We start from the raw sequence: 17,056 nt of genomic DNA, 5'->3' as shown, positions 1-17,056 counted from the left end.
AAATGAACGACGCGACGGAGATGAATGAGCCGTCGGAAATGAACGATGCAACGGAAATGAACGAACCGTCGGAAATGAACGATGCAACGGAAATGAACGAACCGGATGCTGATTTGAAGTAAGTTGGTTTCCTCCAGGAACGGGGGGGTGGACACACCCCCCCGTCTCATTTCATTCTGGGGCGGGAATAGAGTTGGGTTCGGCCCAGGGGCAGCAGCGGAACGCAATGCGAGACGACGTTACCGAATTTTTCGGGCGACCAGAAACCATTGCTGCATTGCTGGCTCCCGGCGAACCTGACGGTCCGGGAGATGGCCCCATAGGGGAGGGGCTGAAACTGGCGTGGTATCTGCGCCAGAAGGACACGCAACAAAGTGTTGAGCTTCTGCAAAGTAATCGGCATCTGCTGGGCCGTCTGATCGAGGGCGGCGATCGGGAGGATTGGTGCCTGGCAGGCCGAGCCCTGCTGACAGAAGCCGAAATTGTCCGCCTGCGGGGCGACTTCGACGTCTTCACCGTGCTGCTTCGCGAGGCGCGGTCCTTGTTCGTTCGTGCAGACGACGTGATCGGTCTGGGCGATTGCGCGATGGTGGACGCCGATTGCCATATCGGGCGGGGCGAGGTGGATCGCGGGCGCCAGCTTCTGTTGGAAGCAATCGAGTGTTTTGACCGGGGGGATGAACCCGTCCGTGCAACCATCGCCCGGGCCCGTCTGGCTTCAGAAGAAGAATATGTGGTTGTCGCCGATACGGCGGAGCGGTGGGCCGCGCTGCTGACTTTGGCGCCGGACATCCTGCACCCGGCAGCGCAAGCCCAACTTGGCCTCTATCGCGGCAACCTGGATTTCAAGCGGGGTGATTTTCCCCAATCCATCCGTGAATGGGAAAGTGCATTCGATAATGCCGTGCAGGTCGGCGCGGTGCGGCTTGCCATCCACTTGGCCATGGTGACCGGTTCCTCCTACGCCAATCTTTTCGATCTGCCGACGGCCTTGGAATGGAAGGAAAAGGCCTTCGCCTTGGCCAAGGCCGCCGGGTGGCCGGAAGCGATGGGCAGCAGCCTGTCATCCATGGCGGAAACAACAACCAGCCTTGGGCAATATGATCGTGCACGGGCCCTGTTCGAGGAGGCGATACCCTATCTGCGTCGCCTGCCTGGCACCCGGCGCCACTTCATCGCCTACATGGCCTTTGGCAACCTGTACCGGGCCATGGGCGATTGGCATCATGCGCTGGCCTGGTACCAGGAAGCTGGAGCTATCGCCGACCGTGTTGGCCATATCGACATGATTCCGGTTCATACAGCCGCATTGGCTTCGGCATTGCTGGGATTGGGGCGGCTGGAAGAGGCGGAAACAGTCGCCCTTCGCCTGCGCCATTCCGACAAGCCGCGCGGCAACCCCTATTACGCCATCGAATCGTTGCGCGTTCTGGCCGGCATTCAGCGTGCCAGGGATGGTCATGCCGATCGGGCAATTCCCCTGCTGCTGGAGGCCGTCCGGCTGGGTGAATCTCTGGATGGCATGAACCTGCGCAGTGATCTTTACGATGAACTGGCGCGGCTTTTCGAGGCCTCCGGTGATTTCCAGCAGGCCCTGACCTACGAACGCAAGGCCCGTGACAGCTGGCAACGGAACTTCGACAGGCAGAATGGCGCGCGCATCCTGGCGATGCAGGTGCGGTTCGATACGGCGCGCGCGCGGGCCGATGCCGAACATCACCGCAATCTTGCACAGGCGGAAGCGGCCCGTGCCGCCGAACTGGACCGCGCCAACCAGGTGCTGGAAAAGATGGGCTCCATCGGGCAGGAAATCACCGCCCGGCTGGACAGCGAGGCCGTTTTTGCGACCCTGTCCCTGCACCTGCAGGATCTTATCCATATCAATACCCTGTTCCTGGGATTGAAGGACGAGACGTCCGGCACCATCAACATCCTGTACCGTATGGAGGATGGCCGGCGTCTGCCACCGCGGCAGGTGCCGCTTGCCTCCGATACGCTTTCGGCACGGTGTGTCCGTGACAATGATGAAATCCTGGTTTCCTGGGGAGAGCCTACCAATGTCCGGACGGTGCCGGGGACCCGCCATATGCGCACGGTCCTCTACCGTCCCCTCAGCATGGGGGACAGGGTACTGGGCGTCGTGTCGGTCCAGAGTGATCGCCCCAACGCCTATGGCCCGCGGGAGCTGCTGATTTTCCGCACCATCTGTGCCTATGGCGCCATTGCCATGTCCAATGCGGCCGCCTATCAGCAGGTCGACAGGGCCGTTGAGGAACTGCGGGAGGCGCTGCAGCGGCTGGTGCAACAGGAAAAGATGGCTGCACTTGGCCAGTTGGTTGCAGGCGTGGCGCATGAGGTGAACACCCCTCTGGGCGTCACACTCTCGGCCGTATCGCAACTGAACGACAATATCCGGGCGATGCGGGATCAGGTCGCCACCGGCGCCTTGACCCGCGCTTCATTGTCGGAGCATCTGGAAAGTGGCCAGGAACTGGCAACCCTTGCCCAACGCAATGTCGTGCGCGCCGCCGACATGGTCCGCACCTTCAAGGGCGTGGCGGTCGATCAGGGCAGCGACGAGCGGCGGCAGTTTGAACTGGGCGATTATATCAAGGAAATCATCAGCCTGATGCGCGCCCGCATTGCGGCGAACGGTAACAAGGTCGCGCTTGAAATCCCGACCATTCACATGGACACCTATCCCGGTGCCCTGGCGCAGGCCATATCCAACCTGCTGGCCAATGTCGCGGATCATGCTTACGAGCCCGGAGCACCGGGAACCGTATGGATCGCGGCGCGCAGACTGGATGCACGGCTGGTTGAAATCACTGTCACTGACAAGGGTGCCGGCATCGCGCCGGAAATCCTGCCCAAGGTGTTCGATCCGTTCTTCACCACGCGCCGGGCATCGGGAAGCATGGGGCTGGGTCTGCATGTGGCCTTCAATCAGGTCACCCAGCGTTTGAACGGCACCATCATGGTGGACAGTGTGCCCGGTCAGGGTACGGTGGCCACATTGCGTATTCCATGCGAGGTGCCGGGTGGACCGCCGGCCAGCCTGCCGCCTTCCGTCCGCTGACCAGCACCCGCTCTGAGGGGGGCACATCGGTCAGTCAGGACGGAAGGGATCAGAACAGCGCGTTCAGCAGGATGGTCATGGAAGCGGCGATGGACAGCAGCGCCGCGGCTTCAAGTGCTTCCGTGGCATTGATCAGCGTGGCGCGGAAGCCGGAAACAATTTCGTCAGCGTCGTTGGCGGCGGACTGGATCAGGGCGGACATTTGAACTCTCCTTGAGACTGGTGGGTGGGGTGGCAGGTCGGATCAGAGCATCAGGTTCAGGCTGAAGGTCAGCAGGGCGGCGGTGGCCAGCGCAGCGACAGCTTCCAGCAGGTCGGCGGCGGTGGGCATCGAGGCCAGGACGCTGGCAACCAGGCTGTCGTCGGCGGTGTTGGCGGTGTTCGTCAGGTTCGTCATTTTCGTCTCCGTGTGTTCGGCGTTTCGATGACCCCATATCAGCAAAGGGTGTGCCAAGTGGATTTTTCAGGGATTCTGGAAAATACCAGGGGGTGTTGATGGGCAATTTTGCGACTTTGTCACGATTTTGACCTCTGATGGTCGAAATGGCGACGTTGTTGGGGAACTCTGTGTCCGTTTATGGACACTGATGCTGTACCACTGTCCATTTCTGGACGATTGGCCTGGATGTGGGGAGCCGTTGCTGTTGGGGAAGGGTAGGGCGGAGCAGGGTTGCGCCAAAGACAAAGCCCCCTGCCGTCCGGACGGCAGGGGGCTTTGGGTTAGTTGTTCTGAACGAAAGGGTGGTTTGGTCAGTGCTTTTCGCTGATCACCTGCTGACGCAGCACATCAATGGGGGCAAGGGCGCCACCTTGCTGGAAGTGCCAGAAGGTCCAGCCGTTGCAGGCCGGCAGGCCCTGCATGGCAGCCCCCACCTGGTGGATGGAGCCCTTGTGTTCGCCCAGATGGTTCTGCGCCACCAGTGTCCCGTCGGCGCGGACCTTGGCAATATGACGTCGACGCTGGTCGAACAACATGGTGCCGGGCTTCAGATAGCCGCGCTCGATCAGGTTGCCGAACGGCACGCGCGGCTGTGACCGCTTGGACGTGACCTCCAGCAACTCTGGCTCTGCGACTTCTTCCACCTGGGCGATGCGTTCATTGGCCAGGCGGGCATAGGTGTGCTCACGCTCGATCCCGATCCACTTGCGGCGCAGGCGTTTTGCCACAGCGCCGGTCGTGCCCGTGCCGAAGAAGGGGTCGAGCACTGTGTCGCCCACCTTTGTGGACGACATCAGTACGCGGAACAGCAGACTTTCCGGCTTTTGTGTCGGATGGGCCTTTTGCCCAGTTTCATCGCGCAGCCGTTCCGAACCCGTGCAGAGAGGCAGTGTCCAATCCGACCGCATCTGCAGATCTTCGTTCAATGACTTCATTGCTTCGTAGGCGAAGTAATATTTGCTGTCCTTGGATTTGGACGCCCAAATCATGGTTTCGTGGGCGTTGGCGAAGCGCCTTCCCTTGAAATTCGGCATGGGGTTGGACTTGCGCCAGATGATGTCGTTCAGCACCCAGAAGCCCAGATCCTGAAGAATGGCGCCCACGCGGAAAATATTGTGATAACTGCCGATGACCCACAGGGTGCCATCGTCCTTCAACGTGTGGCGGGCCGCGTCCAGCCAGTCACGCGTGAACCGATCATAGGTTTGGAAATCCTGGAAACGATCCCAGTCTTCATCCACGCCATCGACGCGGGTGTGGTTGGGGCGCATCAGATCGCCATTGAGCTGAAGATTATAGGGCGGATCGGCGAACACCACATCGACCGACCCGGCCGGCATGTCCCGCATCAATTGTACGCAATCACCGACGAGAATCCGGTTGGTCGCAAGTTTTTCGCGCATTTTTCTGCCGCCGAATCGGGAGTTGATTTTTGCCGACAATGAGTCGGCCCCGAGTCGCCGTCAACAGGAATTTTTTGGAAGAGTCAAAAGAGTCAGAGCGTTAGGGAGAGTTGTTCGGAAACTGGTGCAAAAGAACGGCGGTGATGGGGCGTGATGCCCAGCTGTTTAATGGCTGCACGGTGCGCCGCTGTGCCATAGCCCTGATTCCGTTCCCAACCATATCCGGGGTGTTCCAGGGCCAACTGCCCCATGATCTTGTCCCGCGTGACCTTGGCAATGATGGAGGCGGCGGCGACGGACAGGGACAATGCGTCGCCTTCCACCAGGGTTTCCGTTTGGCAACGAAGTTTCGGCGCGCGGTTGCCGTCGATCAATGCCAAGGCGGGCATCCGGCCCATCCGGATGGCCAATTCGTCGACGGCGCGGGTCATGGCCAGGAAAGTGGCCTGTAAAATATTGATCGCGTCGATTTCTTCCACCGACGCGATGCCGACCCCAAAGGGGGCGTTGGCCGTGATCGCGGCAAACATCGCCTCCCGATGGGCGGGCCTTACCTGCTTGCTGTCATTGATGCCGGCGCACCAGGCGGGAACGGGGCCGCAGGGCAGCAGCACCGCTGCGGCCACAACCGGGCCAGCCAGGGGGCCGCGTCCCGCCTCGTCGACGCCGCAAACCGGGAAGTCGGGGCCGTGGCCCAGGCGAATTTCGTGGGAGAGGTCAAGCATCGGGTTGGGATGCCAAATCGGACGCCGGCACGCAAGCCCCACCTGACTGCTGAAAGATTGCGCTGGATCAAAGCCGCATCGGTGTGGCGGGCGCAATATTGGAAAATTCAGCGATCCAAGCCCGCCTGAGGCCCCGATGCGTCCCGACCTTGTTGCCAAGTACCGTCACCAGCGTGTGCCCCGCTACACGTCCTACCCCGCCTCGCCGCATTTCACAGAGGCGGTGACGCAGCAGACCTATCGCGGGTGGCTGGCGGACATGGATCCACGTTCCGCGCTGTCGCTTTATCTGCATCTGCCGTTCTGCAAATCCATGTGCTGGTACTGCGGTTGCCACACGACGGTGGTTCGGCATGAGGATCCGATCTGGACCTATCTGGCCGCGCTGTCGACGGAACTGCGGACCGTCGCCGGGTTGCTGCCCGAGGGTCCGGAGGTGCGCCATGTGCATTTCGGTGGCGGTACGCCGACCTTGCTGCCCGTCGATGGCTTTCGGGCCCTGATGGCCGAACTGCGCACGCGCTTCACCATTGCACCGGATGCAGAAATCGCCATCGAGATTGATCCGCGCACCCTGACCATCGACATGATCGCGGCCTTGGGTGATGTCGGTGTCACGCGTGCCTCGCTGGGTGTCCAGAGCTTCGATCCGGACGTACAGGCCGCCATCAATCGGATTCAGCCGTTCGAGATGACGCGCGACGCCGTCGATGGGCTGCGGGCCGTCGGGATAGAAGGCATCAATCTGGACCTGATCTATGGCTTGCCGAAGCAGACGGTGGCCAGCTGTGTGGAGACGGTCCGCAAGGCTGTGGGGCTGTTGCCCGACCGTTTGTCGATCTTCGGCTACGCCCACATGCCTGGTTTCAAGGCCCATCAAGGTCGTATCGATACCGAAACGCTGCCTGACGCTGATGAGCGCGTCGCCCAGCTGCGTGCGATGGAGCAGGCCGTGCTGGAAGCCGGCTATGTCCGCATCGGCATGGACCATTTCGCCCGGCCTGATGATCCGATTGCCGTGGCTGCCGGCAATGGCACACTGCGCCGGAACTTCCAGGGCTACACGACGGACAGCGCCGATGCACTGCTGGCCTTTGGTGCCTCTGCCATCGGCAAGCTGCCACAGGGTTATGTCGCCAATGTCGTGGCCTTGCCGGGCTATATGAAGGCGGTGGAGGAGAATGGGCTGGCCACGGCCCGGGGCTACCGCATGAGCCTGGATGACAAGCTGCGCGCCACGGTGATCGAGGCGTTGATGTGTCGTTTCGATGTCGATCTGGCCAAGGTGGCAGAGACATTTGAAACGCCGCATGACGCGCTGATGCCTGACGCCGGGGCCATCGCTGATCTGGTTCAGGACGGTGTGGCGCATCTGCATGGTACGCGCCTGACCATTCCGGAACCGGCACGGCCGCTGGTGCGCAGCGTTGCTGCCCTGTTCGACCGGCACCTGGATCCGGAGGGTGGACGGCACAGCAAGGCCATCTGACAGGCAGGGAGACTGGACAGGCGGGACGGAGGGCGGCATTGTCACCGCCCGTTCTGTCATAATAGTGCAAAGAAATGCGCTCCATCCGCACCCTGCTCTTGGCGGTGTCCGTCACCACCCTGTCCGCCTGTTCCATCAACGTGGCCGCGCCCGGCCGGCATACGGATGCCCCGCCACCGGTGGCCGTACCGGTGGCGCCGTCCGCACCCAAACTTGACCCGGAACACGACCCGCGTCTGGTTGCCACGCTTTATATGCAGCAGGCCGAAGAACTGCGCCGGCTGTCGATCCAGGCCTACAAACTGGCGGCCCTTCGCCTGCCGGCGGCCTTGAAGCAGCCGGGTTCATCCGCGCTGGAGCAGACCGACGGCGGCAAGGGCAAGCCACCTGCGGCCATTTTCGATGTGGATGAGACGGTGCTGGACAACAGTCCGTTCCAGGCCCGGTCCATCCTGCAGGGCATTCCCGGTTTCAGCCTGACTGTCTGGGACCGCTGGGTTTCCGAACGTGCGGCCACACCCATGCCGGGTGCTGTGGATTTCGTCAAGGAACTGCGTCGCAACAAGGTCCGCGTCGTCTATATCACCAACCGGGAATGTCGGCCGCGGGAGACGGTTCCGGGCGATGCCTGCCCGCAACATGCCGATACGCTGGCCAACCTGAACGCCGTGGGCCTGGGGCCGGTGGCGCCGGAGGATCTGTTGCTGAAGGGCCAGGATGGCCACCCCAGCGACAAGGCCAGCCGCCGCATCAAGGTGGCGCAGACCCACCGGATCGTCATGTCCTTCGGCGATCAGTTCAGCGACATGATGAGCGTGACACGCAAGGACGACAGCGCCGCCCGCGGCCGTATCGCTGCGGCTCATGAGGATTTGTGGGACACGCGCTGGATCGTCATTCCCAACCCGACCTATGGCCAGTGGCTGGACGTGCTGCCGGAACCGACCAGTGGTTCACTGCGCGCGAATTAGAGCTGTTTCGGTTGACCGGAAACAGCGCTGTCGACTGAGGAAAAAGAAAGCCTGCGCCTGACATGAAAATGGGGGCGGCCGCGATGGCGACCGCCCCCATTTTCATGTCCGCCTTACGGCGGGTCAGGCCGTGGTGCCGACCTGCAGCGAGCGGACGAAATCGGACAGGCCGACCTGGCGGCGACGCTTCAGCCGCTCGGCCGTCAGGATGGCCTGGACGGCGGCAACCGAGAGCTCCACGTCATGATTGACGATGACATAGTCATATTCCGACCAGTGGCTCATCTCGTCATTGGCCTTGGACATGCGCATGGCAATGACTTCGGCGCTGTCCTGCGCGCGCGTGGTCAGACGGCGCTCCAGCTCCGCGGCACTGGGCGGCAGGATAAAGACGCGGACCAGATCGTCCGCCGCTGACTCCGTCAATTGCTGTGTGCCCTGCCAGTCGATGTCGAACAGCACGTCACGGCCGGAACGCAGTGCATCCTCCACGGGGCCGCGCGGTGTGCCATAGCGGTTTCCGAAGACCTGGGCATGTTCCAGCAGTTCACGCCGGCCCACCCGCGCCTCGAACTCGGCATGGTCGACGAAATAGTAATGTACCCCATCGATTTCACCGGGGCGCATGGGGCGCGTGGTCAGCGATACCGACATGGACAGGTTGCTGTCGCGCTGCAGCAATGCGCGGGAAATTGTGGATTTGCCAGCGCCTGATGGGGACGACAGGACGAGCATCAGGCCACGGCGATGGATCTGGGACATGAGAGAAAACTGCCAAGGAGAAAGGGAGAAAGGGAGAAAGGGAGAAAGGGAGAAAGGGAGAAAGGGAAGGGTGCGCGGCACCCTATTCGATATTCTGGACCTGTTCGCGGAACTGTTCGATCACGGCCTTCAACTCCATGCCGATGCGCGTCAGTTCCACGTCGGCCGATTTGCTGCACAGCGTATTGGCCTCGCGATTGAATTCCTGGCACAGGAAATCCAGACGCCGCCCCACGGCACCACCGTCGCGCAGCATCGAGCGGGCTTGAGAGATATGGGCCCGCAGCCGGTCCAACTCCTCCCGCACGTCGGCCTTGGAAATCAGCAGCGCCGCTTCCTGCGCCAGCCGTTCCTCCGCCACCGGCGGCACAGCATCCAGCAGGGCCTGGATCTGGGCGCGCAGCTTGGCCCGCAGTGCCTCGGGCTGCAGCGAGGACGTGGCGGCCGCTGCATCCGTCAGCCGCTCGATCTCCGCCAGATGGTCCAGCAGCACAGCCGCCAGATGTGCGCCTTCACCAGCGCGCGCGGCAACCAGCCGGTCAATGGCGATGACGACGCTGGCCGTGATCGCCTGTTCCAGGGCCAGGCGATCTTCTTCCGTTTCCTGCGGCTCCGTGCTGTCGATGACGCCCCGCACGGACAGAAGCGTGTCGATGGAGGGGGGCGGCGCGTCGGGCCCCCCGATTTCGCGGGCCAGGACCAGGACCTGGGCCAGCAGGTCACGATTGATGAGCAGACTGCCGGTATTGTCGGCGCGGGTCAGATTGATCGCGACATTGATGTTGCCGCGGGTCAGGCGCGCCTCCACCGCGGCACGGATCGCCGGTTCGATCCCATCCAGCCCCTGTGGCAGCCGGCAGCGCAGGTCACGCCCCTTGCCATTGACGCTGCGTGCCTCCACGACCCACTGCGCCCGGTCATTGCCGCCGTCGGCGCGGGCGAAGCCGGTCATGGAAATGACGGCACCCTTGGCGTTGGGGGCGCTGCTCTTGCGGGCGGATGGATTTTGGGTCACATCAGGCTCGATCGTTGGGGCGGTGCGAGACGCGGTTTATATCGCCCCCGCCTTCCGGCAACAAGGACCCCACGGAAAAGGAACGGATGATGCGTGATCCGCGCGGCATATTCATCACGGGTGCGTCCAGCGGGATTGGAGAGGCCCTGGCGCTGCATTATGCAGCGTCCGGCGTTCGCCTGCTGCTGACGGGCCGCGATGCCGGCCGGCTGGCCGACGTGGCGACCCGCTGCCGCGCCAGGGGGGCCGTCGTGGAGACGACAACCATTGATGTGACCGACGGTCCGGCCCTGGCAGCCTGGATCAGGGCCCGGGACGCGGAGGTGCCGGTCGATCTGGTCATTGCCAATGCCGGCATATCGGCAGGCAGTGGTGGTGGGGTGGAGACGGAGGCGCAGGCCCGTGCCATTTTCGCCGTCAACCTGGATGGGGTCTTGAACAGCATCCATCCTTTGATCCCGGCCATGGTCGCGCGGCGGCGCGGACAGATCGTCCTGATGTCTTCACTCGCATCCTTCAGGGGCATGCCGGGGGCAGCGGCCTATTGCGGGTCAAAGGCGGCCGTGCGGGTCTATGGGGAGGCGCTGCGCGGTGATCTGGCTGGACAAGGCGTTGACGTCAGTGTCATCTGTCCTGGATTCGTGGTCAGCCGGATGACGGCGGTCAACAGGTTCCCCATGCCCTTCCTGATGGATGCCACCCGTGCCGCCAGCATCATCGCCCGTGGTCTGGCAGCGGGGAGGGGAAGGGTGGCCTTTCCGTTCCCTACCTATGCCGTGTCCTGGCTGCTGGGGGTGCTGCCGCCCGGGCTGGTGGACAGCCTGCTGGCTCGTGCCCCGCGCAAGGGCTGAAGCCTGCTCAGCGGATGCGCGACAGGGCCAGTTGTGCCTTGGAGACCTGAACGGTCACCGCGTCTGCGGCCACCGGTAGATTTGCCGGACGCAGGGCTGTGGGATAGGCCTTGGCCAACAGGTCGATGGCAGCCTGAACCTCCGCCGGCAGGGGCACGCCGGCCTTCACCAGCCCCTGGGAGCGGACCTTGGCCGTGACGGCGAAACCGTACCCGTCCAGATAGGGTTCGAACTCTGTCGTGGCCCCGGCGGAACGGTATTGGCGGGCCGCCCGTTCCAGCATGCCGGCCAGCAGCCTGGCCTGCACCTCCCGTGGGCCTTTAGTGGTTCTCGGTGCCTTGGCGGCGGTTGCATCCAGTGCAGTCAGCACTGCCTTCACGGCCTTTTCCACCTCCGCCACCGGCGCCTTGTTCAGGGCCAGTTCCGACGCCCTCGTCATTTCGTCCTGGAACGGCGTGGCCCCTTGGGCCCTGAAAACCGGCTCCAGGTCGATATAGATCTCGGAGATCGGGTGGGCGAACATCCCGCCGGCCGCCTGCTTCTCGCCTGATTTGAAGGCGGCCAGGCCGGCATGATAATGCGCGGCCGTGACGTCCAGAGCGCTGATGAAGGCGACGGGATCGCCGGCAGCTTCTTCCGCCGACACGCCCCCCTCGCCCCCTTCACCGCCTTCTCCACCCTCACCGCCTTGGGCAACCTGCATCAACAGGGCGCCGCTGGGTTGCCAAAGTCCTGCATCGGCGGAGGCCGCCAGGGCCGGGGCGGCGCTGGCCAGAACCGAAAGGCCGATACCGACCCAAAGGCGCGGACGGAGCTGAATCATGGAAACAGGTTCCCCATGTACAAGAATGATGGCTGACAAGCTGGCGACCGTGCCATGATGGTTCAACCATTGCAAGTCATTCGCAATCTTAACGGTTGTGACTTTGGGGCCTGAAGGAGGGCGCGATGATACTGCCTGTCGCCAATGTCCTGTCGCCTGACGAGGTGGCGCTGATGGCGGAGCGGCTGTCGCAGGGGCTGTTTCAGCCGGGTGCTGCCACGGCCGGCTGGCACGCGCGGCTGGTCAAGGATAACGAGCAGCTGCGCGGAGATGACCCGGCCCATGCCGATCTGCGCGCACTTGTCGAACGGGCCGTCCGTCGGCAGCCGGTGGTGGCCATGGCCACGCGCCCTCATCGTTTCGGCCCTATTCTGTTCGCGCGTGCCGCGGGCGGACAGCATTACGGCAGTCATGTTGATGACGCCCTGATGGCGGGAACCCGCACCGACGTTTCCTTCACGCTGTTCCTTGCGGACCCTGACAGCTATGAGGGGGGCGAATTGGTGATGGAGACGGCGGCCGGCGATGTCTCCTTCAAGCTGCCGGCGGGTGCAGGCCTGTTCTACCCGTCCACCACCCTGCACCGGGTGGAGCCGGTCACCGCCGGGCAACGTCTGGTGGCCGTCGGCTGGATACGCTCCTTCATCCGCGACGCTGGCGAGCGTGAATTGCTTTTCGATCTGGACACGGCGCGGCAGGGGATATTCAACCGCGAAGGCAAGACGCCTGAATTCGACCTTCTGTCCAAGTGCCTTTCGAATCTGATCCGCCGGTGGGCTGAGGACTGACGGCGCCGGCTCCCGGACGGAACGGTGGATCGGCCGTTGGCGTGACGGGCGCACAAATAGGCGGTCGGACGGTTGGAAGACGCAATCTTTATTGATCCGCGTCAATGCGAAGCAGCCTCGATCTGGTCAGGATGGCAGCATCCATAGACCAGACACCGGACCATCGCCATGACGACCAATGCTTTCCGTTTCCGCGCCGAGGATGCCATCGCCCTCAACCTGATGGACCTGGCGAACATCATTGCGCATCAGTGCGAGGACATGCTGAGCGAGGCTGGCCTGACCGCACCGCAATGGACCGTGCTGATGAATGTCGCCGGCGACGCCAATTTCCAGGATGGCGCGCGCACCCATGAAGGCATTTTCTCTTCCGAGATCGCCTCGGCCCGCGGTCTGTCGCGCCCGCATATCTCCGCAACCGTCACCGAACTAATCCGCAAGGGCCTGATCAGCCAGCAGGATGACCCGCAGGACCGCCGCCGCAAGCTGCTGCGCGTCACGCCGGAGGGCCTGGAGGTGCTGCGCCGCCTGCAGCCCAAGCGTCAGGGCATCAATGACATGCTGCTGCGCGACCTGACGCAGGAGCAGCGTCAGCGCATGCTGGATTTGCTGGTAACCGTGCGCCGTCGCGCCCGTGGCATTGTCGATTCCGCCGTGACCCCCTTGCGCATTGCCGGCTGATGCCCAGATAGGAGCTATGCAAGCCGTTTCGGCCGGGCCAGGGTTGCAGAACCGCATATTGCGGCGCAGCAACGCCGGGCCCATTTATGCCGCGCTGCCGCATAGGCTGATTCGCTGCTCCGACCGGTCGGTCTGGTGGTGGCGAGCCGGCAGGTGCTGCGGATAAGGTCGGTCGCACGGTCCATACTCCTATTATCAGTTCAGGTGGGGCGTCATGACAGTAGATTTCCGTCCACTGGTCGATGGTTTGTCGGTCGCTCCGCAGGTGACGGAAGCGGACATCCGGTCGGCGCATGCCGCGGGTTTCCGCACCATCATCAATAATCGTCCCGACGGGGAGGAGCCTGGTCAGCTCCCCTCCGCCGATGCTGCGCGGCTCGCCGCGGAACTTGGCATCACCTATGTCTATCTGCCGGCCACGATGCCGACGTTGGAGGCTGTGGCGCCGGCGTTCGGTGAAGCGCTGGCCCGATCGCCGGGTCCTGTGCTGGCCCATTGCCGCTCCGGCACCCGCAGCACGATTCTGTGGGCGCTCGCAGAAGCGAAAGCCGGCACGCTCGATTGCGATGCAATATTACATTCTGCCTCGATGGCGGGTTATGATCTTTCGGCTTATGCCGGATTGATCGCTCAACACACACATTTGCGGGCATAATCGTATGCTTGGCACGCTTTAGGGCATTGTGTTGACGTCAACGCTGTGAGAGTGTCGCTCCCGATCCGGCCATGGTGCCGGTTGGCGGAGGCGACACACGACATGACGCGCGGATGGGCCTGTGGGCTCCTCGCTCTTCTGTTCCTGGTCTCGATGATCCGGGGTGCTGCGGTACCCGGGATCGTTTCGCCTTTGTCGTCGCCCGCACCCTGGTCCATTGCAGGGGAGGCTATGCCGCTCTCCCGTGTGCAGGATCTGGGAGCCCAGCCGGCGACCACGTTGCGGCCTGCCGCACTTGGCAAGCGGGAAGCCGAAATGGCTGGCGGTGATCCGTCACTGCTCCCCACCCTGCTTGTCGTCGCCATCGCACTGTTCTACGCGCTGCCCCTGCGTGGCAGCGACGTCATTCGCGCCCTTCGCATCGGCTTGACGCCGGAAGGGCGCCATCGGGAGGCCGGGCGCTGCCCGACCGGGCCGCCAGCCCTCGCCTGATGATGAACTGGCGGGTGGCGTATGGCGCTGTGCCGATCGCTCCCGCCGCCACAATAACCGCAACTGGCTGTGGCGCAGGTATCCTTATGGGATCCGGCCAAGCCCCCAGCCTCCGATGCTGTTCCTCGAACTCTGAAATTTCGTTCTTTCCGTAAGGGAAGGTCGGACGCCGAAGGAGAGGAATGGCCCATGGCTCCCATTGAAGGGCTGACACGAAAAATCCGGCTTTTAACCAAGACCGGCGGGTGTCAGATGCTTCTTTGTGTGTTATGGCGGAAGCCCCATCCCCCTGTGGATCGAGTGACCGACCGATGTCCTACCTGTCGCAATCGCCTTACCGGCGGCAACAGCCGCAAAGTTCAGGGCGGTTGGTGGGCGTCGCGGTGGTCGTTATTCTGCATATCGGGTTGATCTACGCCCTGATGACGGGTCTGGCTCGTGACGTGGTCCATGTGATCACCGATCCGATCAAGACCGAGATCATTGAGGAAGTTCAGCCGCCGCCGCCGGATACGCCGCCGCCGCCGCCGCCGCCCAAGTTCGATACGCCTCCTCCGCCGTTCATTCCGCCGCCCGAGATCGACATTGCCCGGCCGCCGCCGCCGGCCACGGCGATCCAGGCGACGACGTCGGAACGGCCCCCGGTTGTGGTGCCGACCCGCCCGGTCGAGCAAGCACCGCCGGCTCCGCCGACGGGGGGTAAGATTGATGTGAAGAGCCTGCAGAAGAACCGGGCCGAATACCCCGCCCAGTCGATCCGACTGGAAGAGGCCGGCACGACTCTCATGCGCCTGTACTGCAACGCTGACGGCCGCATCTCTGATGGTGCGATCCAAAAGTCGAGCGGGTTCGAGCGCCTGGACCAGGCCTGGATGAAGGAAGCCAAGCGTGGCCGGTGGAAGTGTGAACCGCCGACGGTCAATGGTGCTCCCCAGGGTGCCTGGCTGCCGACACTGGTTCCGCTCACCTTCCGCCTTGAAGATGCGCGCTGATCCTCATCGCATCGATCGAAATCGAAACACGTAAGTCTGAAAGCAGAGCTACGATGAACAAGCTGTTCACCCTGGCGGGCATCAGCCGCCTCGCCGCCGCCGCCGCCGTTGTCGCCACGCTGTCGGCCCCGGCCATTGCCCAGTCCACCACCCCGGCTACCGAGACCCCGGCTGCCGCTCCCGCCACCGAGGCGACGGCCGCCGCCCCGGCTGCTGAGGCCCCGGCTGCTCCGGCCGATGAGGCTGCTGCCCCGGCCGAGAACCCCTATGGCCTGAAGGCCATCGTCGCCCACGGTGACCCGGTCGATCAGGCCGTGCTGATCGTGCTGGTGATCATGTCGGCCGGTACCTGGTACATCCTGGTCACCAAGATCATCGAGCAGGCCCGCCTGATGGCCCAGGCCTCTGCCGCTGAAAAGAACTTCTGGACCGCCGGTTCGGTTTCCGAAGGCGCGACCCGCCTGAAGGAGACCTCGGCTTTCCGCGGTGTCGTCGAAGACGGCCTGCGCGCCACCGAACACCATGATGGTGCCCTGACCGACCATATCGACCTGAACACCTGGGTGACGATGTCGCTGCAGCGTTCGGTCGACAGCATCAATGCTCGTCTGCAGGGTGGTCTGGCCTTCCTGGCCACCGTGGGTTCCACCGCCCCCTTCATCGGTCTGTTCGGTACGGTGTGGGGCATTCTGAACGCCCTGGTGAACATCGGTCTGTCCGGTCAGGCTTCGATCGACAAGGTCGCCGGCCCCGTCGGTAGCGCTCTGGTCATGACCGCCATCGGTCTGCTGGTCGCCGTGCCGGCCGTGCTGGCCTATAACTGGCTGACCCGCCGTAACAAGCTGGTCATGGACCGTCTGCGCAACTTCTCCTCCGATCTGCATGCCCTGCTGATCGCCGGTCAGAAGTCCAAGCGGAGCGCCTAACCATGGGGATGAGCGTCGGGACCGCCGATGACGGCGAAGACTCAGTGGTGTCGGAAATCAATACGACGCCGCTGGTGGACGTGATGCTCGTTCTGCTGATCATCTTCCTGCTGACCATTCCGGTGGCCATCCAGACGATCCCCGTTCAGCTTCCCAATGAAGCGAACGTGCCGACTGTGACCAAGCCGGAAAACGTGACGATCGGTGTCGACCCGGATGGCAACATCTATTGGAATGCGGCCTTGCTGCCGGATTACAACGCACTGTTCGAACGCATGAAGGAAGTGGCGGTGCTGGTACCGCAGCCTGAGATCCACATCCGTGGTGACAAGGAAGGGCGGTACGAGTTCGTTGGCAAGGTTGTCGTGACCTGCCAGCGTGCCGGCATCCTGAAGATCGGCTTTATCACCGAGCCCCCCGCGGGTTACCTGAACGGCGCTCGCTGAGCGCCGTTCTACCCCCGGGACCTGAAGGATAGGAGGCCCCCATGGGCATGAGTGTAGGTGCGGGCGGCGGCGAGGACGGTGGCGTCGCCCCGGAAATGAACACGACGCCACTGATCGACGTGATGCTCGTGCTTCTGGTGATGCTCATCATCACCATTCCGGTTCAGACCCACGCCGTGAAGCTCGACATGCCGGCGGGTCCGCCCCCGCCGCAGCAGAACCAGGTTGAGCCAGAAGTCATCGACATCCTCGTCGACTTCGACGGTACGGTGATCTGGAACAATCAGGTTGTCAGTGGACGTGACGAGTTGGTGCAGCGTATCCAGTCTTCGGCTCTGAAGGAGCCGCAGCCGGAAGTGCATCTGCGTCCAAACAAGCTGGTGAAGTACAAGCATGTGGCGATGGTTCTGGCAGCCGCGCAGCGGAATGGCCTGAACAAGATCGGCCTCGTGGGCGGCGAGCAGTTCCTGGACTGATCGTCGGTCGGAAGTATAAGGCGGGTCCGACATGGACCCGCCT

The 17,056-nt window shown here is 63.2% G+C and carries 19 protein-coding genes; 12 read left to right on the top strand and 7 right to left on the bottom strand.

Annotated elements, in window-relative coordinates:
- The first annotated feature begins 226 nt into the window (after positions 1–226).
- Positions 227–3,079 carry an ATP-binding protein gene (locus ACODTW_RS26090; RefSeq protein WP_488949067.1) on the top strand — a complete coding sequence of 951 codons (2,853 nt, stop codon included), beginning with the start codon at positions 227–229 and terminating at the stop codon, positions 3,077–3,079.
- A gap of 49 nt (positions 3,080–3,128) precedes the next feature.
- On the opposite strand, the gene ACODTW_RS26085 is transcribed toward ACODTW_RS26090, so the two are convergent.
- The 4 genes from ACODTW_RS26085 to rnhB all read right to left on the bottom strand — a co-directional run bounded on the left by ACODTW_RS26085 (position 3,129) and on the right by rnhB (position 5,646).
- Entirely contained in the window at positions 3,129–3,281 is a 153-nt protein-coding gene (locus ACODTW_RS26085) for a hypothetical protein (protein WP_488949066.1), read from the bottom strand.
- A gap of 42 nt (positions 3,282–3,323) precedes the next feature.
- Positions 3,324–3,476 carry a hypothetical protein gene (locus ACODTW_RS26080; protein WP_488949065.1) on the bottom strand — a complete coding sequence of 51 codons (153 nt, stop codon included), beginning with the start codon at positions 3,474–3,476 and terminating at the stop codon, positions 3,324–3,326.
- A gap of 353 nt (positions 3,477–3,829) precedes the next feature.
- Positions 3,830–4,921: a site-specific DNA-methyltransferase gene (locus tag ACODTW_RS26075; protein WP_488949064.1), complete on the bottom strand. Its 1,092-nt coding sequence runs from the start codon at positions 4,919–4,921 to the stop codon at positions 3,830–3,832.
- 92 nt (positions 4,922–5,013) lie between these two features.
- Positions 5,014–5,646, bottom strand: coding sequence for a ribonuclease HII (rnhB, locus tag ACODTW_RS26070; RefSeq protein WP_488949063.1), 633 nt, complete (start codon positions 5,644–5,646; stop codon positions 5,014–5,016).
- 136 nt (positions 5,647–5,782) lie between these two features.
- On the opposite strand from rnhB, the gene hemN reads away from it, so the two are divergent.
- Positions 5,783–7,135: an oxygen-independent coproporphyrinogen III oxidase gene (gene hemN / locus ACODTW_RS26065; protein WP_488949062.1), complete on the top strand. Its 1,353-nt coding sequence runs from the start codon at positions 5,783–5,785 to the stop codon at positions 7,133–7,135.
- 74 nt (positions 7,136–7,209) lie between these two features.
- Positions 7,210–8,106 carry a 5'-nucleotidase, lipoprotein e(P4) family gene (locus ACODTW_RS26060; protein ID WP_488949061.1) on the top strand — a complete coding sequence of 299 codons (897 nt, stop codon included), beginning with the start codon at positions 7,210–7,212 and terminating at the stop codon, positions 8,104–8,106.
- Positions 8,107–8,229: 123 nt separating this feature from the next.
- Here ACODTW_RS26060 and gmk read toward each other — a convergent pair whose 3' ends face one another.
- Both gmk and ACODTW_RS26050 read right to left on the bottom strand, forming a co-directional pair.
- Positions 8,230–8,868 (bottom strand): guanylate kinase, encoded by a 639-nt coding sequence (gmk, locus tag ACODTW_RS26055; protein ID WP_488949060.1) that lies wholly within the window; start codon positions 8,866–8,868, stop codon positions 8,230–8,232.
- Between the two features lie 82 nt (positions 8,869–8,950).
- Entirely contained in the window at positions 8,951–9,883 is a 933-nt protein-coding gene (locus ACODTW_RS26050) for a YicC/YloC family endoribonuclease (RefSeq protein ID WP_488949059.1), read from the bottom strand.
- 89 nt (positions 9,884–9,972) lie between these two features.
- Here ACODTW_RS26050 and ACODTW_RS26045 point away from each other — a divergent pair, with 89 nt between their 5' ends.
- Positions 9,973–10,734 carry an SDR family NAD(P)-dependent oxidoreductase gene (locus ACODTW_RS26045; protein ID WP_488949069.1) on the top strand — a complete coding sequence of 254 codons (762 nt, stop codon included), beginning with the start codon at positions 9,973–9,975 and terminating at the stop codon, positions 10,732–10,734.
- 7 nt (positions 10,735–10,741) lie between these two features.
- On the opposite strand, the gene ACODTW_RS26040 is transcribed toward ACODTW_RS26045, so the two are convergent.
- Positions 10,742–11,557, bottom strand: a complete 816-nt coding sequence (locus tag ACODTW_RS26040; RefSeq protein WP_488949058.1) for a hypothetical protein — start codon at positions 11,555–11,557, stop codon at positions 10,742–10,744.
- 125 nt (positions 11,558–11,682) lie between these two features.
- Here ACODTW_RS26040 and ACODTW_RS26035 point away from each other — a divergent pair, with 125 nt between their 5' ends.
- The 8 genes from ACODTW_RS26035 (at position 11,683) to ACODTW_RS26000 (ending at position 17,013) form a co-directional block, all read left to right on the top strand.
- Positions 11,683–12,345, top strand: coding sequence for a Fe2+-dependent dioxygenase (locus tag ACODTW_RS26035; protein ID WP_488949057.1), 663 nt, complete (start codon positions 11,683–11,685; stop codon positions 12,343–12,345).
- A 168-nt stretch (positions 12,346–12,513) separates the two neighbouring features.
- Positions 12,514–13,026, top strand: a complete 513-nt coding sequence (locus ACODTW_RS26030; RefSeq protein ID WP_488949056.1) for a MarR family winged helix-turn-helix transcriptional regulator — start codon at positions 12,514–12,516, stop codon at positions 13,024–13,026.
- Positions 13,027–13,240: 214 nt separating this feature from the next.
- A complete protein-coding gene (locus tag ACODTW_RS26025) occupies positions 13,241–13,681 on the top strand; it encodes a protein tyrosine phosphatase family protein (RefSeq protein WP_488949055.1) in 441 nt (146 codons plus the stop codon).
- A gap of 231 nt (positions 13,682–13,912) precedes the next feature.
- On the top strand, positions 13,913–14,173 hold the full coding sequence (locus ACODTW_RS26020) for a hypothetical protein (protein ID WP_488949054.1): 261 nt from the start codon (positions 13,913–13,915) through the stop codon (positions 14,171–14,173).
- A 311-nt stretch (positions 14,174–14,484) separates the two neighbouring features.
- A complete protein-coding gene (locus tag ACODTW_RS26015) occupies positions 14,485–15,165 on the top strand; it encodes an energy transducer TonB (protein WP_488949053.1) in 681 nt (226 codons plus the stop codon).
- A gap of 53 nt (positions 15,166–15,218) precedes the next feature.
- Positions 15,219–16,091 (top strand): MotA/TolQ/ExbB proton channel family protein, encoded by an 873-nt coding sequence (locus ACODTW_RS26010; protein ID WP_488949052.1) that lies wholly within the window; start codon positions 15,219–15,221, stop codon positions 16,089–16,091.
- Between the two features lie 2 nt (positions 16,092–16,093).
- Positions 16,094–16,537, top strand: coding sequence for an ExbD/TolR family protein (locus ACODTW_RS26005; protein ID WP_488949051.1), 444 nt, complete (start codon positions 16,094–16,096; stop codon positions 16,535–16,537).
- Between the two features lie 41 nt (positions 16,538–16,578).
- Positions 16,579–17,013, top strand: a complete 435-nt coding sequence (locus ACODTW_RS26000; protein ID WP_488949050.1) for an ExbD/TolR family protein — start codon at positions 16,579–16,581, stop codon at positions 17,011–17,013.
- Positions 17,014–17,056: the final 43 nt, after the last annotated feature.

Source organism: Niveispirillum sp. FG148 (genome assembly GCF_057809655.1).
This window is presented reverse-complemented; position numbering and strand designations above follow the sequence as displayed.